Source organism: Vreelandella sp. L-15 (assembly GCF_056857635.1).
Map to the genome: position 1 here is coordinate 36,281 of NZ_JBSXNN010000033.1, position 14,859 is coordinate 51,139.

The window sequence follows — 14,859 nt, forward strand, 5'->3', positions numbered from 1 at the left end:
CTAGTCTCCCCTTGATAGGCGGCGCGGGAGTTCCCTCATGGAAACCGCAAAAGAGTCAGTTGTTGAAAAATACCAGGAGGATGCAGGCAAGCGGCAGCTTACCGGCTTCTGGTTTATGGTGGCCCGCACGGCAGCGGTGGCAATGGCCATTTTTCACCTCTATACCGCCGTCACTGGGCCGGTGAACACCCAAAATGCGGTGCATTTGCTGTTTGCACTGCCGTTGATTTTCCTTGCTTACCACTGCCGCGTGCGGGATACCCAGCGCATTCCGTGGTTCGATGTCATCCCGATTCTATTAAGCGTGGTAATCAGCGCCTATTACGTTTATCACTTCGACCGCATCATTTATCAGTTGGGCTATTTAATGCCCACCACGCTAGACCTAGTGTTTGGCGTTAGCGCGATTCTACTGCTGCTGGAAGCCTGCCGCCGAGCGATTGGCTTAGCGTTTCCTATTCTGGTGCTGATTGCCCTGGCGTATGCGGCCTTTGGGCAGCACCTGCCCGGCGTTTGGGGGCACGGCGGTTTCCGTTGGGATGATCTCGTCGCTACCTTCTATTTAGGGCCGACCGGTATTTTCGGCAGCCTAATGCGTACCTCGTCTACCGTGATTGTAGTGTTTATCATGTTTGGCGCGTTGCTGGTGACCACTGGCGGTGGCGACACCTTTATGCGCCTCTCGACAGCCGCCACGGGCGGCATGGCGGGCGGCCCTGCAAAAGCCGCCACGCTGTGTAGCGCCATGTTTGGCAGCATTAGCGGCAGTACCGCCGCCAACGTTGCTACCACGGGCGTCTTTACCATTCCGTTGATGAAGAAAAACGGCTACAGCGCACGCTTTGCTGCGGCCACCGAGGCCTCTGCCTCAACCGGAGGGCAAATTCTGCCGCCCATTATGGGCGCCGCGGCATTTGTCATGGCCGATGTTATCTCCACAAGCTACCTGGATATCATCAGCGCCGCGCTGATTCCTGCGCTGCTGTTCTACCTTGCCATTTGGATGAGCGTTCACTTTGAAGCCAAACGCCTGGGGTTAAACCCTATCCCGAAAGACCAGCGCCCGACGCTGCGCGAGGGGCTCTTCAATGTCGAAACCCTGCTGCTGCCACTGGTGGTGCTGATTACCATGCTGGTTCTGCGTTACACGCCGACCACTGCGGCGGTGGCTGCGTACTTTACCGCGATGGTGCTGTACTTAGTGTCGCCGCGCAGTCAAGGCACGCTCTGGGAGCGGGTGAAAACACTACCGGCAGCGCTTGAAGCAGGGGCAATGACCGCTGCGATGATTGCGGTGATTATCGGCAGCGTGGCGATTATCGCAGCGGTGATCAGCATCACCGGGCTGGGCCTAAAAGTATCCTCGCTGATTCTGATGGTGAGCGGTGGTGATGTAATGGTCACACTGCTGTTAGCGATGGTGGTGGCGATTATTCTGGGCATGGGCTTACCTACTGTAGCGGCGTACATGCTGGCGGCATCGGTGGTGGCAGCGGCGTTTGTTGAGGCAGGTTTGCCCAGTCTTTCTGCCCACCTGTTTATTCTCTACTTTGCGATCCTTTCGGGGGTAACACCTCCCGTGGCGCTGGCGGCCTATATTGGCGGCGCGATTGCGGGCTCCCACTGGTTCCGCACCGCACTGACGGCGACGAAAATTTCCTTAGGCGGCTTCCTAATTCCGTTTATGTTTGTCTATCATCCGCCGCTGCTCGGGCAGGGCACCAAGTTGGAAATCGCCATGGCGGTGGCCTCGGGCGTGCTGGGTATTATTGCCTTGGCGGCCTCTACGATAGGCTACTTTGCCCGCCCCTGTTCCTGGGTAGAGCGCGGCCTGCTGCTGTTTGCCGCGTTAATGCTGATTAACGGCCAAGCCATTACGGACGTGGTGGGCATTGCCGTGATCGCCGGGATCTTCGTCTGGCAGCGGTATTTCAGCCACGCTGCTAAAGGGGGCCGCCCTTTAGCGCGCTCACCGAGCAAGGAGCCGCTTTAATGCACATTGTCATCCCCGATGATTACCAGGATTGTGTTCGTGACTTAGACGCCTTCGCCAAGCTGGCGGGGCACCACGTCACGATTTACACCGACACCGTGAGCGATGAAGACGAGTTGGTTGAGCGCTTTCAAGACGCCGATGCGCTGGTGCTGATTCGGGAGCGCACGCCGATCACCGCGTCTTTGCTGGCGCGGCTGCCCAAGCTCAAGCTGATCAGCCAAACCGGCGGCGGCGCGGCGCATGTGGACATGGCCGCCTGCCGCGAGCACGGCGTGGTGGTACTGGCAGGCACCGGCTCGCCCTATGCGGCGGCCGAGCTCACCTGGGGGCTGGTGCTCTCTGCCATGCGGCGCATTCCTGAAGAGGTGGAAAACCTCAAGGCAGGCCGCTGGCAGCGCACCCTGGGCACCGGCCTGAAAGGGCGCACGCTAGGCGTATTTGGCTATGGAAAAATAGGCCAGTTAGTGGCCCGCTACGGCCAAGCGTTTGAAATGAACGTACTGGTATGGGGCCGCGAAGGCACCCGCCAGCGGGCCGCAGCGGCAGGACTAGAGGTCGCGGTTTCGCAAGAGGAGTTTTTCGAACGCAGTGACGTGCTGAGCCTGCACCTGCGCTTAAACCCGGAAACCCGAGGAATCGTCACAGCGGCGAATTTAGCCAGCATGAAGCCCACGGCGGTGCTGGTGAATACCAGCCGCGCGCCGTTAGTGGAGGCGGGCGCTTTGGAAGCCGCGTTGAAAGCAGGCCGTCCCGGCATGGCCGCGGTGGACGTGTTTGATGAAGAGCCAGTGATAGAGCATACACTGCTGGCGCTGCCCAACTTCCTGGCCACGCCGCACCTGGGTTATGTGGAGAAAGACAGCTACGAGCTCTACTTTGGCGATGCGTTTGAGAACGTGCTGGCATTTGATGCAGGCACGCCGGGGCGCAACTTAGCAGAATGAACGCTCCCTGCCAGCGATGGCAGGGAGCGTGACTGTCAGCCCGACCAGCCCAGCAGTATGGGCACGTAAACTACCAGTAGCAGCACGCCAATCAGCCCTAGCAGGTAGGGGATAATAGCGCGGGTAATACGCTCTAGCGGCAGTTGGGTGACGGACGACGCCACGTACAAGTTGATCGCCACGGGTGGGGTAATCATGCCAATCGATAGCCCCACCACAATGATCAGCCCGAAGTGGATCGGGTCGATGCCCAGCTGCAGCACCAGCGGCAGCAGCACCGGGGTCAGAATGATCAAAGCGCTTGCCGTTTCGATAAACACCCCGGTCAGCAGAATCACCGCCACCACCAGTAGCATGATCACGTAGGGGTTGGTGGAGAGCGACAGCACCGCCTGGGCAATCGCACCGGGCACCTGCCAGCTGGAGAGCGTCCAGCTCAGCACCGCTGACATCGCAATCACCAGCATGATCACCGCCGTGGTCATCGCCGAGCGAATCAACAGCTTGTACACCTGGGGCAGGGTCAAGTCCCGATACACGAACAGCGACACCAGCAGCGCGTAGTTCACCGCCACCACCGCCGCTTCCGACGGCGTGAAAATCCCCGAGAAGATACCCCCCAGAATAATCACCGGCGTCATCAGCCCCCAACTGGCTGCTTTTAACGTGCGCCAAATAGTGGCCAGTGAGAGCGGCGTACCTTTCGGGTACTTGCGTTTATACGCCTGAGTAATCGCAATGGCCATGAGCGCTATACCCATCGCCAGCCCCGGTAAAAAGCCGTTCAAGAACAGCGACGATACCGACTGCTGGGCAATGACCGCATAGATAATCATTGGCACCGACGGGGGAATCACCACGCCAATGGTGCCGCTGGCGGCGATCAGGCTGGCCGCCGAGGCGGGGTCGTAGCCCTTGCGCTTCAGCTCCGGCACCAGGCTTGAACCCACCGCTGCGGTAGTAGCCGCGCCGGAGCCGGAAATAGCCGCGAAGAACATGCCCGCCATCACCGAGACCACCGAGAGCCCGCCGCGCATGAAGCCCACCAGCGAGTCGGCAAAGCTCACCAGCCGCTCGCTCACCTTGCCCTGGGCCATTAAATCCCCGGCCAGGATAAACATTGGAATAGCCACCAGAGCAAAGGAGTTAATGCCCTGGAACATCTGCTGGGTAACCACCATCAGCGGCACGCCGGATTGATACAGCGCGTAGAGCGAGCTGGCCCCAATCGCGAAGGCAATCGGCACGCCCAGCAGCATAAATAGGAAGAACAGCCCAAAGAGTACCAGCGTCATAGCGGCTCCTCCTGGTCGGCTGCCGTGGGTTCACCATTCACCAGTACCTCGACCATATCCACCAGGGCGTACCATGCCATGATGCCCGCTGCGAGCGGCATCACCGCATACACATAGGTCATCGAGAGTCGCAGCGAGGCGGATTTCTGGAAGCCCTGCACCTGCATATAGCGGTAGCCAATCACGATCAGCGTGATCATAAACGCCACCACAATCGCCAGCGCCGCGAGCCTGGCCAGCTTACGCAGCGGAAGTGGCAGGGCATCCACCGCAAAGGTGACGGCAATATGCCGACCGCGCTGAAACGCCAGTGTGCCCGCTAAAAAGGTGATCCACACCAGCAGAAACCGCGCGACCTCTTCGGTCCAGCCCACGGCGCTGAACAGCACCCGCGAGACGATCTGTAGCGTGATTACGCCAATTAAAGCCGCCATGCCCGCAAACACCACGGGCTGGATGATGGCATCCAGCCCGCGTTCAATGCGTTGCAGCAGCGTCAAAAGAGGCTGTGCAAACGACATCACTGTTGCAGCGCCTCCTGGATACGCGGCAGGTAGTCACCAAACTGCTCGCCGTACTTCTCGTATACCGGCGCAACGGCGGCTTGGAAGGCTTCCATATCGGGGGTGTCGTTAATTTCCATACCCGCTTCGCGCAGTGCTGCCAGCTGCTCGGCTTCCATATCCGCGTTCACCTGGCGCTCATGCTCGGCGGCTTCCTGGGCGGCTTCTTCCAGTACCGTTTGGGCGGCTTCGGGGAGCTGGTTCCAGGCGGGCATACCCATCACAAAAATCGCTGGCGCGTAGGTGTGGCGAGAGAGCGTCATATAGTTCTGGGTTTCATCCAGTTTGAACGAGTGAATCACGTTCACCGGGTTCTCCTGGCCGTCGATGGTGCCCTGCTGCATGGCGGTGAGCGCTTCGGTCCAGGCCATCGGGATGGCGTTGGCCCCCAGCTCGCGGAAGGTATCGGTGTACACCGGGTTTTCCATCACGCGAATGCGCAGGCCATCCAGGTCTTCCGGCGAATTCACGGCGCGCTCGCTGTTGGTCAGGTTGCGGAAGCCGCGCTCGGCGTAGGCCAGGCCTTTCAGGTTCACGTCGGCCAGCTTATCCAAAAGCTCCTGGCCGATGGGGCCATCCAACACGCTATAAGCGGCTTCCGGGGAGGGGAACAGGAACGGCAGTTCGAAGACCGCCATCTCTTCCACAAAGTTGGCCACCGGCCCGTTGGTAATCACGCCCATATCCACGGTGCCGATCTGCATGCCTTCCAGCAGCGTGCGCTCATCGCCTAGCGAGGCGTTGGGGAAGATCTCGATATTCACCTTCCCATCGGTGCGTTCTTCCACCAGCTCTTCGAACTTGGTGGCGGCAATATGGAAGCCATCCTGCTCGTTGACCACGTGGGCTAAACGCAGAGTAACGGGGTCCATATCTGCAAAATCAGCGGCGTTCGCGGCGCTGACCAGCGCCAGTGAGATACCCAGTGCCAGCGTACTACGTGCAAATGTTTTCATTTATTATGTTCCCAATATGACCAAGGGTGGTTAAGAGGTGCAAAAGTGCCCCAAGAGCATGCACCACCGCAGGGAAAACGGTCAATCATCTACGCGCCGAAAACCGCCAAGCGGCTGGACACCACGCGCCCACACGGGTACGATACGCACCCAAAGCGCCCGTAGCTCAGTTGGATAGAGTGTCGGCCTCCGAAGCCGAAGGTCGTAGGTTCAATTCCTACCGGGCGCGCCAAACATATCAAGGGCTTACGTTAACGCGTAGGCCCTTTTGTTTTGGCTGTGTCAAATCTGTGTCATCCATGTGCCACGCCTGCCAATATTGCCTTCAAACCCTGCTACTCAGCCGTTGACCTGCGGCTTTAATCTGACACGGGTGTGTCACACGCATATTAGCGTTCTGCTACCCAGTGTGTCGCTTGTGGGTATAACTATCGATATTCTCACGTCCGCTTAGCACAAGATGCTTAAGTCGGCTGAGTATCGTAAGCTAGTGCTTATAAGCTCACCCGCCAGAATAAGCAGGATGCTGCCATGGATAAGAAGGCCCTCAGCGAACGCGATATTTGCACCAAGTTCATTACCCCGGCCCTGGTGCAGGCGGGGTGGGATATCCAAACGCAAATTCGTGAAGAGGTGACCTTTACCGCCGGGCGGATTATCGTGCGGGGGCGGTTGCATACCCGGGGCAAAAAGCGCCGGGCAGATTACCTACTTAGCTTCCAGAAAAACCAGCCGATTGCGGTGATAGAGGCGAAAGACAATAAGCACAGCCTGGGCGATGGCATGCAGCAGGCGCTGGCCTACAGCGATGCGCTGGATGTGCCTTTTGTGTTTTCTAGCAACGGTGATGGTTTTCAGTTCCACGACCGCACCGGGTTGGGCGAACAGCGCGAAACCACCCTGATATAGGCTTTCAGAGCATCGTCGGTCATCCTCTGAATCACTTGCAAAAATGGTGGGCGGGCTAATAAAAGGCGACGCACCGGGGGCGAGAGATATCGGCTTACCTCTATATGCGACAGTGGAACCTTTCTTGAACCACGCTCTTTTAGCATCAAAACACCTGTTTAATTTTGTGAGAGTGCCTTTGCTTAACATCTGAAGGCATCATGCTTTAGGTATGTGTGACTTCTTTTTTTATCATGATTTTTAAATGACGCAACCCCTTTAGCGTAAAAAAATTCAGCGTGACATCGTCACGCTGAAGTGTTCGCTTAGAGGTGGGCTATTGATATATATCTGCTCAAATAAGTTTCGTCGTTTGTTTTTAAAATATAATTGTAGTCAATTTTAAGAGTTATCCATGACATCGCCACGCTGATCTTCCAAGTGTCTTGAAGCCTGCACTTACCCGTACAATACGCCATCATTGCAGCGATGTTTTACACCTGGACAGGACTGCCCTTAAACACGACACTGCAGGCCTATGAGCTCTCTGGTATAGCACGGCGGAAGCCCCGCTTAACGGTTAGGTATGGATGAGCATCTGCCGCGCACGCCACATGCTAGGTGTTTCTTAATAATAGTGGCACGTTGCGTAAAGTGAGCTTAAGTATTCTGATATGCGAATTGACCAAGTGTCAGGCGGAACCTGTCAACCTGATTCGGACAGCTTGTTAAAAATTAATGTCGATTTCGTCGCGGTGTCGCTTGCCACCGGCAGGGTCGGGAAGTTCACCACGCTGTAGGGTGCCGGGTCGTCGTCATCGGGCTGTACCGGATTGATCGAGACGCTGGCCGGCGGTATCGCCACTTTGGGGCGCCCGCGCGTGAACCGCTCGGGATGCGCCTCGAAGCTGTCATCGAGCGCTCGCTGGCGGATCTCTGCAATCTCGCGGTATCGGCCAGTGAAGACCTGTTCTGGCGTGAAGCCAGCCAGCCCGCTGTGATGGTGCTGCAGGTTGTACCAGTCGACGTAGGCGCTGTACCACTGCCGGGCATGGACGATGCTCTCGCAGCGCCCGGGATAGTCGGGCTGGTACTTGCTGGTCTTGAACTGGCTTTCGCTGAACGGGTTGTCATTACTCACCCTCGGGCGGCTGTGGCTGCACGTCACCCCCAGCTCCCCCATGAGGTCCAGGTAGCTGCGTGCGATCATCGGCGAGCCTCGATCCTGATGGAGCGTCAGCGCGCCATGCACGCTCGGCGAATCACCGTTCATCTCGGAGCCGCTGCCGAAAAGTGGTGGCCGACCTTGCTTAAGGGCTACCGAAGCTGACCGCACTGAGCTGACGCTCCTGCGAGACCACCACAGCATCAGAAAGCGAGCGACCGGAGCGGCGGTCGGCGATCACGGCTGCTTTGAAGGTCGAGATTCATTCCTGGAGGTTATAAATCGGCGAAAGAAACGCAGTGTTCGGGCATTACGAAGCAGGCGCTCACGCCGGAAATACGGATCCTTACGAGCAATGCCGATGGCACGTAGCTTCAGACTGCCCGATCAGAGCCCTCGTGAATGAGGCGGGGAAATATCTTTTCTAATCAACAGTATGTGAATATCAATAAAAACTGATATATACAATAAATATGATAACTATATGTAAACCATATTTGTTATCCCTTCCTGCAATGCATAGGTTATGAGCTGTTACTTTGATTCACGGGTAGCTTTATAGCTCATTATGTTTAACAACTAGCGACAGGGAACATTATGAAATTTCCAAAGAAAAAAATAGCGTTTATCACTTCAGCCGGTTTACTGGCTTACGCAAACACTGCAATGTCAAATGAAATTACATTACGTGTTGGCTCAGGACATCCTATAGGGCTACTCGCGTATACAGAAACGGCACATAGCTTCTTCGCTCCTGAGCTTAAAAGAAGAGTTGAAGAAAGAACGGACTATACCATCAGAATCCAAGAGCTTCATGCAGGCGCTGTGGCCAGTGTCACGGAAGTCCTTGACGCCACTCGGGACGGGTTATTAGATATCGGCTTTGCCAGTTTGATCTTTGAACCATCCAATGCCTTTCTGCATAACTTTACTCTTTTCTTGCCATTTGGAACACCAGATGGCCACCAGGCAACGCAAGCAGGACGCGCCACTCTGGAAGCCTTTCCAGAACTCATTGACTACTTTGAAACCGATTTTAATCAAAAGTACCTAACAGGCAGCTGTTTAGAAAATTACGGGCTAGGCACCAATTTTTCTTGGTCGGATTTTGAAGAACTTCAAGGCAAACGAATTGCAGGCGCAGGCGTAAATTTAGACTGGATAGCAGGTGCCACTCCTGTTACTTCTAACCTCAATGAAGCCTATCAATCGATTCAAACCGGGGTCTACGAAGGTTATATCAGCGCTGTGCCCTGGTGGGCTTCTTTCAGCCTATATGAGGTCGCCGATCACTTCACCCTTGTGAATTTCGGTGCGCAGTACGTCAACTCCGTGACCATTAACCTCAACACCTGGAATCGCCTACCTGAAGAAGTACAAGAAATCTTACAAGAAGTTGCGTTAGAGTACGAACAAGTCACTGCTGATGTGTGTGTCACAAGCGAGCAAGAAGGAATCGCCAAACTTGAAGCGGAAGGCGTTGAAGTTCGTGAAATTAACGAGCAAGCCAAAAAGGATTGGGCAAACGCGCTGAGTGAATTTCCAAACCGTATGGCGCAAGAAGCTAATAGCCGTGGGCTACCCGGCAGCGAAGTCATGAACTTTTACATGGATCAGCTAGAATCCCTTGGCTACGAATGGCCTCTGCGATATGACATTGATTAACCAGCCCTATGTTAGGAGGGCAGCGCCCTCCTTAACATTAACGCTACCTCCGTATCCAGAGAAGCCCACATGCTGATCATCAAACTAGCAAAGAAATTCGACCTGCTATTATCATGGCTAAGCAAATCTTTAATGATAGTATCAGCAATCGCTTTATCCTTATTAGCGCTCCTCATCGGTGCCGACGTACTCAGCCGCCTACTCCTAAACAAATCTATCGTAGGAGTAGCGGAAGTCGTGGCGAACACGCTATTAATAATTGCATTTCTTCAACTCTCTTACACAGTGAGAATAGGCGGGCTTCTCAGAACAGAACTCACCGACATCTTTGCACCTAGAATAGTGTCAAGAACATTATGGCTGATTGGCTATTTACTAGGCGCAGTATTGTTTTCACTCATTGCTTATTATTCATGGGACCCGATGATTAACTCCTGGGTAAGAAAAACGTTTGAAGGGCATGCGAGCTTACGTGTTCCCACGTTCCCCTCCCGTCTTGCCATTGTGGTGTGCTCAGCATTTGCTGTGATCAACTTTTTATCCCTAGCCATGAGATCTCTGCTTGTCATTGTGACTGGCGATGACCGCTACATAACGCAAATGAAAGAAGAGGAGGTGCGTCTTGGATAGCACCCTATTAACCCTGATTTTAGTATTTTCGTTGCTGGGTAGCGTCCTGATTGGCATCCCGGTTGTCATTTCCCTGGGCTTATCAAGCTTTATTGGCCTTGCCTACATCATGGGAAATTACGACATCGCAGGCTCACTACTCTCAAGCTCAGCGTATGGGGCCATTAAATCCTACGTGTTTGCTACCATACCGCTATTTGTTCTACTGGGTGAAATCCTTTCCAAGTCAGGAGCAGCGTCTGATTTATTTCGTATTGTTGACCGAAGCTGCCGTCGCCTACCCGGTCGGCTAGCCTTGGCAACGGTGGGCGGCAATACGGTATTTGGCGCCGTCACCGGCGTGTCCATTGCCTCGGCAGCGACCTTCTCAAGAATCGCCTATCCGGAAATGGTACGTGCTCATTACAACAAAAGCATTGCCTTGGGGTCGATCGCAGGCAGTGCCGCCTTGGGCATGCTGATTCCTCCCAGTATTTTATTGATTGTATGGGGTGTTATCGCAGGTGAGTCTATTGGCCGGTTATTTGTGGCAGGCGTTGTCCCCGGCTTAATGCTCGCCTGTATGTTTTTTATCTTCTTGCTCGTTTATGCCTATCTTAAGCCTGAAAAATTCGGTGATAGTAAAGAGGGTAATACTGCACACGTAAAGCACCCGATCACTCGACATGAAATCATTGGAGCTTCCAGCCTGATTGTTCTGATTTTTTTAGTGCTCGGTGGTATTTGGACTGGCTTTTTCACGCCCACGGAAGCCGCCGGTGTGGGCGTACTCCTGGCGATTATTGTCGGCTTCGTCAAAAGGATGTCATTAAAGGATTTTGCGGCCGCCGTCCTTAATACAGGTCGCGTGTCCGCCCCTCTGCTTTTCTTGCTGATTACAGCCCAAATGTATTCACGTTTACTTGCCAATGGCGGGATCATTGATGTCATTGGACAGATTTTCTTTGGCATTAGTGAAAGCCCCTACTTAGTATTGGCTATTATGGTCGTCATCTGGCTACTGCTTGGAATGTTCTTGGATAGCGTATCGATAATACTGCTCACAGTTCCTATTTTTTCACCCATTGCCCTGTCGGCGGGCATTGACCCCTTGGCCTTTGCCATTATTGGCATACTCGCTATCGAAGCCGGCTTATTAACCCCACCCTTTGGTATGTGTGTATACACTGTTAAAGGGGCTGTGACTGACTCTGAAGCAACACTAGCCAAAATTTTCACGGGTGCGATTCCATATTGGATCATGTTGCTCACACTCGTGTTAATCGTCGCTATATTTCCCACCATAGCCAGTTGGCTACCTGCCATGATGCTATGAAAATAGCGCCGTAAACATCAACACAATATATAATGGAAGGAGAACAAAGATGACCAAGAAAGTTATCGACCTATCAATGCACATTGAAGACAACATGCCTTCACACAAGCTGTTTCAAAGCCCTGTTTATTTGAAGCATCTAGATCATGAAAGCACCAAAACACTCAACCTAGGCGTACCTGATGACCCAATGACGTTTCAGACGAATTATATTGGCATGCTGGACCATGTAGGTACTCACGTTGATGCCTTTTTACATGTGAACCCCAATGGCGCATCCATCGATGAAATGCCGCTAGAGATGTTCATGGGGAAAGCGGTGTGCTTTGATATGCGGCACATCCCTGATTTAGGTGATATTGATGCCGCTGAAATGGAAAAAGCAGAAAAAGCAGCTGGCGTTACCGTTGATGGTCACATCGTTTTACTGTGCACCGGCTTGACAGAAAGGCACTACCCGAACATTGACGTATGCTGGAAAAATCCAGGCTTGACCGTAGATGCCACCGAGTGGCTAGCCGCACGACACTCCAAGCTGCACGGCGTCGAAGGGCCAAGCACCGATAAACCCACTGACAACATTTTTGCTCAACACCGTGCTTGCCGCGACTTGGGGGTCACTCACTACGAATGGCTGGTTAACTTAGACCAACTCATCGGCAAAGGTGAGTTCCAATTTCACGGTGTACCCATCAAATTTAAAGGCGGGTCAGGCTCGCCTGTCCGTGCTTTCGCTATTGTAGAAGAGTAAGTAAATAACGCCGCTGCCTCCGTGCAGCGGCTAATTGATGAATCAGAATATCTGATTGAGGGTTCCATGAGCGACCTACCATTCACTACCCACAAGTTTAGCTTTACAACTCTAGAAGACATGATCAAATCGCTATCCAGAGGAGATACCTCTCCCATAGAACTCGCAGAAGACACTATTCACAATATTAATCGGCTCAACCCTACTTACAATTTCTTCTCAAGCTTTGATAGTGAAAAAGTCATGGAAGAGGCGCGTCTTGCGCAAAAAAACATAGACAAGCATGGCTTGAATACAGGGGTGCTTTCCGGCATCCCTATTTCGATAAAAGACCTCATTGCGACCAGCGCCTACCCCACTCAGTTTGGCTCAATCCTAATGAAGGAAAACGCTATTGATGTTGATGCACCCGCCGTGAAACGAATCAAAAAGGCAGGGGGCATCGTTCTAGGCAAGACCACCACCAGTGAATTTGGCTGTAAAGCAGTCGGCGATAGCCCCCTGACAGGCATTACCCGCAACCCATGGAATGTCAACAAGACCCCTGGAGGCTCAAGCTGCGGTGCCGCTGCACTGGTTGCCTCAGGAATTTCTCCCGTCGCCATTGGCACTGACGGTGGTGGTTCCATTCGTATTCCCGCCGCCCTTTCAGGACTATTCGGTGTTAAGGGGCAATTTGGCAGGGTCCCTGTTTTTCCCGTGTCGGCCACGCCCACGCTTGCCCATGTCGGCCCCCTTAGCCGAACCGTCACCGATGCTGCCATCATGATGTCGGTGATTTCAGGGTATGATCCTCGGGATCCATTTTCGGTCGCCGGCCCTATTCCCGACTATATAGGCGCTTGCAAAAAACCGCTCAGGCCACTGCGTATTGCATGGAGCCCCACCTTGGGGTATGCCTCACCGTCAGCCGAAATAGTCGAGCTGTGTCAGAAAGCAGTCAATACCTTGGCCTCTCTGGGGTGCCTGGTAGAATCGGTTGAACGCGTGATGTCTCATGACCCCATTGATATGTGGGTGGCGGAATTTTACGCAGGCGTAGGGACAAAGCTTACCGATGCCCTGGCTACGCGGCGAGATGACATCGATCCGGCGGTCGCAGATGTCCTGGAACAAGCGGTGTCGCAATCCATGGGCGACTACTATAAAAGCGTATTTGAACGCTATGCGTTTCGTGAAAAGATGCGTGTTTTTTTTGAAGACTACGATTTATTAATTACCCCCACGGTACCAACTGAAGCATTCGATGTTGGGCAAAACTTACCGCCTTCCCTCACTCATCGCAGTATTGTTTCGTGGGTTTACTACACTTACCCATTCAACTTGACCGGCCAGCCTGCCGTCTCGATCCCCGTCGGATTTACGCAATCTGGTTTACCTGTGGGCATGCAAATCATCGCCAAAAATAACGAAGAGCATACACTGTTCAACATTTCCGCTAATTTTGAAAAAGCTCAGCCTTGGCAGCACCTGACCCCTGACACCCAATAAGCGAGCCTACAAAACACCATTGACGCTTCTCAGCCGTACAGCACTTCCTTGGCCTGTCAACCAGATCACTCACTATAGCCGCTACTGAGTAGCGGTTAAATCCAGCACGTACACCACAGCAGTTACTTGAATATGCCTGCCACGTATTTTATTAAATAGGCGTTGCTTCCCATTCACCACTTTCAATCAAGTCTCTCATGACTTCTGTAATTAACTTATGCACGGCCCTGACCGCGCGAGAACTAACCCCCTCACGGCCCGCGACAATATGAACAGTCCACTGTGGTGCAGGCTGAGTGATTGGAATCGCGAAAAGCTCACCTCTTTCTACTTCAGGTTTCACGCTCACAAAAGGCGCGATGGTATAAAAACCAGCTTTCGCCAGTTCCACCATGCCCGTAAAAGAATTGACTTCAGATGCCATATTGAGCTTAACCCCTTGACGAAGGCTCATTTCGCTCAATAGCACGTTCAACGTATGCGGGTGGCTAGGTAAGGCCAAGGGGAAATCTTTTATTTTTGAAAACTTTATGGTACCTAAGCGGTTATAATCTTCACGATTATTAGTCAATAAAAAGAGCTTTTCGTAGGCAATGGGCTGATCAATCAAGTTATGGTCAGTTTCATAGCTATCAAAATTATACAAAATGGCAATATCTAAATTACCTTTACGAAGCTGCTCATTCAGCGTTCCACTCATTGCTTCCAACAAATGTAGGTTAATTTTAGGCAGACGCTTTTTTGCACGACTGACCAAAGTAGACACCATGGCCCTTGCCGCCGTAGTAGTGACGCCAATATGAACATCCCCCACCGGATTCATCGTATAATCAACGATGAGCGTTTCTGTTCTATCCACCTCGCGCACAATATTTTTAAAATGATGCAACACCATCAAACCTAAATCATTGGGTGACACTCCTCTAGAATGCCTATCTAACAGCTTGACGCCCAGTTCCTCTTCTAAATTTTTAAGCTGTGAACTAAGCGCTGGCTGGGCAATATTAAGTTTTTCAGATGCCTTTGATAAACTTTGAAGCTCTGAGATCGCAATAAAATACCTTATTTGTCTAAGATTCACAATGGGCGCCTTGTTAATGAAAGTTATAATTAAAAACCCAAACATGGCAAGCGGGAATCTGAATAGTGTCCCCGTTTAAACGTTTCTTGCCCCACCTTGGCTGCTGCCAGTATAGCGCC

General features: G+C 53.0%; 12 protein-coding genes, 1 tRNA gene and 1 pseudogene. 9 read left to right on the forward strand and 5 right to left on the reverse strand.

Annotation, left to right across the window (positions count from 1 at the left end):
- Nucleotides 1-37: 37 nt before the first annotated feature.
- The gene (locus tag AC13CY_RS03750; RefSeq protein ID WP_474789734.1) at nucleotides 38-1,993 is read left to right on the forward strand and encodes a TRAP transporter permease; all 1,956 of its coding nucleotides are present in this window, start codon (nucleotides 38-40) and stop codon (nucleotides 1,991-1,993) included.
- Nucleotides 1,993-2,940, forward strand: a complete 948-nt coding sequence (locus AC13CY_RS03755) for a D-2-hydroxyacid dehydrogenase family protein (protein WP_474789733.1) — start codon at nucleotides 1,993-1,995, stop codon at nucleotides 2,938-2,940. Before AC13CY_RS03750 ends, AC13CY_RS03755 begins: the two co-directional genes overlap by 1 nt.
- 35 nt (nucleotides 2,941-2,975) lie before the next feature.
- Here AC13CY_RS03755 and AC13CY_RS03760 read toward each other — a convergent pair whose 3' ends face one another.
- The 3 genes from AC13CY_RS03760 to AC13CY_RS03770 are packed head-to-tail and all read right to left on the reverse strand — an operon-like array spanning nucleotide 2,976 to nucleotide 5,754.
- Entirely contained in the window at nucleotides 2,976-4,235 is a 1,260-nt protein-coding gene (locus AC13CY_RS03760) for a TRAP transporter large permease (protein ID WP_253018488.1), read from the reverse strand.
- Nucleotides 4,232-4,756 carry a TRAP transporter small permease gene (locus AC13CY_RS03765; protein ID WP_483052311.1) on the reverse strand — a complete coding sequence of 175 codons (525 nt, stop codon included), beginning with the start codon at nucleotides 4,754-4,756 and terminating at the stop codon, nucleotides 4,232-4,234. Before AC13CY_RS03765 ends, AC13CY_RS03760 begins: the two co-directional genes overlap by 4 nt.
- The gene (locus AC13CY_RS03770) at nucleotides 4,756-5,754 is read right to left on the reverse strand and encodes a TRAP transporter substrate-binding protein (RefSeq protein WP_483052312.1); all 999 of its coding nucleotides are present in this window, start codon (nucleotides 5,752-5,754) and stop codon (nucleotides 4,756-4,758) included. Before AC13CY_RS03770 ends, AC13CY_RS03765 begins: the two co-directional genes overlap by 1 nt.
- A gap of 155 nt (nucleotides 5,755-5,909) precedes the next feature.
- Between AC13CY_RS03770 and AC13CY_RS03775 the strand changes: the two genes are divergently transcribed.
- Together AC13CY_RS03775 and AC13CY_RS03780 are read left to right on the forward strand one after the other, a co-directional pair.
- Nucleotides 5,910-5,986 (forward strand) — tRNA-Arg (locus AC13CY_RS03775).
- Between the two features lie 299 nt (nucleotides 5,987-6,285).
- A pseudogene (locus AC13CY_RS03780) lies at nucleotides 6,286-6,657 on the forward strand (type I restriction endonuclease); the annotation flags it as partial.
- A 691-nt stretch (nucleotides 6,658-7,348) separates the two neighbouring features.
- Here the strand turns inward: AC13CY_RS03780 and AC13CY_RS03785 are convergent.
- A complete protein-coding gene (locus AC13CY_RS03785; RefSeq protein ID WP_483052313.1) occupies nucleotides 7,349-7,915 on the reverse strand; it encodes a transposase in 567 nt (188 codons plus the stop codon).
- A gap of 489 nt (nucleotides 7,916-8,404) precedes the next feature.
- Between AC13CY_RS03785 and AC13CY_RS03790 the strand changes: the two genes are divergently transcribed.
- The 5 genes from AC13CY_RS03790 (at nucleotide 8,405) to AC13CY_RS03810 (ending at nucleotide 13,659) form a co-directional block, all read left to right on the forward strand.
- On the forward strand, nucleotides 8,405-9,472 hold the full coding sequence (locus AC13CY_RS03790; RefSeq protein ID WP_483052314.1) for a C4-dicarboxylate TRAP transporter substrate-binding protein: 1,068 nt from the start codon (nucleotides 8,405-8,407) through the stop codon (nucleotides 9,470-9,472).
- Nucleotides 9,473-9,541: 69 nt separating this feature from the next.
- Complete coding sequence (locus tag AC13CY_RS03795) at nucleotides 9,542-10,102, forward strand: TRAP transporter small permease (protein ID WP_483052315.1); 561 nt, start codon at nucleotides 9,542-9,544, stop codon at nucleotides 10,100-10,102.
- Nucleotides 10,095-11,417 carry a TRAP transporter large permease gene (locus AC13CY_RS03800; RefSeq protein ID WP_483052316.1) on the forward strand — a complete coding sequence of 441 codons (1,323 nt, stop codon included), beginning with the start codon at nucleotides 10,095-10,097 and terminating at the stop codon, nucleotides 11,415-11,417. The genes AC13CY_RS03795 and AC13CY_RS03800 overlap by 8 nt, the downstream gene beginning before the upstream one ends.
- A gap of 49 nt (nucleotides 11,418-11,466) precedes the next feature.
- A complete protein-coding gene (locus AC13CY_RS03805; RefSeq protein WP_483052317.1) occupies nucleotides 11,467-12,168 on the forward strand; it encodes a cyclase family protein in 702 nt (233 codons plus the stop codon).
- A 66-nt stretch (nucleotides 12,169-12,234) separates the two neighbouring features.
- Complete coding sequence (locus AC13CY_RS03810; RefSeq protein ID WP_483052318.1) at nucleotides 12,235-13,659, forward strand: amidase; 1,425 nt, start codon at nucleotides 12,235-12,237, stop codon at nucleotides 13,657-13,659.
- Between the two features lie 151 nt (nucleotides 13,660-13,810).
- On the opposite strand, the gene AC13CY_RS03815 is transcribed toward AC13CY_RS03810, so the two are convergent.
- Nucleotides 13,811-14,740, reverse strand: coding sequence for a LysR family transcriptional regulator (locus AC13CY_RS03815; RefSeq protein WP_483052319.1), 930 nt, complete (start codon nucleotides 14,738-14,740; stop codon nucleotides 13,811-13,813).
- Nucleotides 14,741-14,859 lie beyond the last annotated feature (119 nt).

Excerpts from the sequence above, each read along its gene's own strand:
- AC13CY_RS03750 (WP_474789734.1), top strand. The coding sequence starts at position 38 with ATGGAAACCGCAAAAGAGTCAGTTGTTGAAAAATACCAGGAGGATGCA.
- AC13CY_RS03755 (WP_474789733.1), top strand. The coding sequence starts at position 1,993 with ATGCACATTGTCATCCCCGATGATTACCAGGATTGTGTTCGTGACTTA.
- AC13CY_RS03760 (WP_253018488.1), bottom strand. The coding sequence starts at position 4,235 with ATGACGCTGGTACTCTTTGGGCTGTTCTTCCTATTTATGCTGCTGGGC.
- AC13CY_RS03765 (WP_483052311.1), bottom strand. The coding sequence starts at position 4,756 with ATGTCGTTTGCACAGCCTCTTTTGACGCTGCTGCAACGCATTGAACGC.
- AC13CY_RS03770 (WP_483052312.1), bottom strand. The coding sequence starts at position 5,754 with ATGAAAACATTTGCACGTAGTACGCTGGCACTGGGTATCTCACTGGCG.
- AC13CY_RS03785 (WP_483052313.1), bottom strand. The coding sequence starts at position 7,915 with ATGAACGGTGATTCGCCGAGCGTGCATGGCGCGCTGACGCTCCATCAG.
- AC13CY_RS03790 (WP_483052314.1), top strand. The coding sequence starts at position 8,405 with ATGAAATTTCCAAAGAAAAAAATAGCGTTTATCACTTCAGCCGGTTTA.
- AC13CY_RS03795 (WP_483052315.1), top strand. The coding sequence starts at position 9,542 with ATGCTGATCATCAAACTAGCAAAGAAATTCGACCTGCTATTATCATGG.
- AC13CY_RS03805 (WP_483052317.1), top strand. The coding sequence starts at position 11,467 with ATGACCAAGAAAGTTATCGACCTATCAATGCACATTGAAGACAACATG.
- AC13CY_RS03810 (WP_483052318.1), top strand. The coding sequence starts at position 12,235 with ATGAGCGACCTACCATTCACTACCCACAAGTTTAGCTTTACAACTCTA.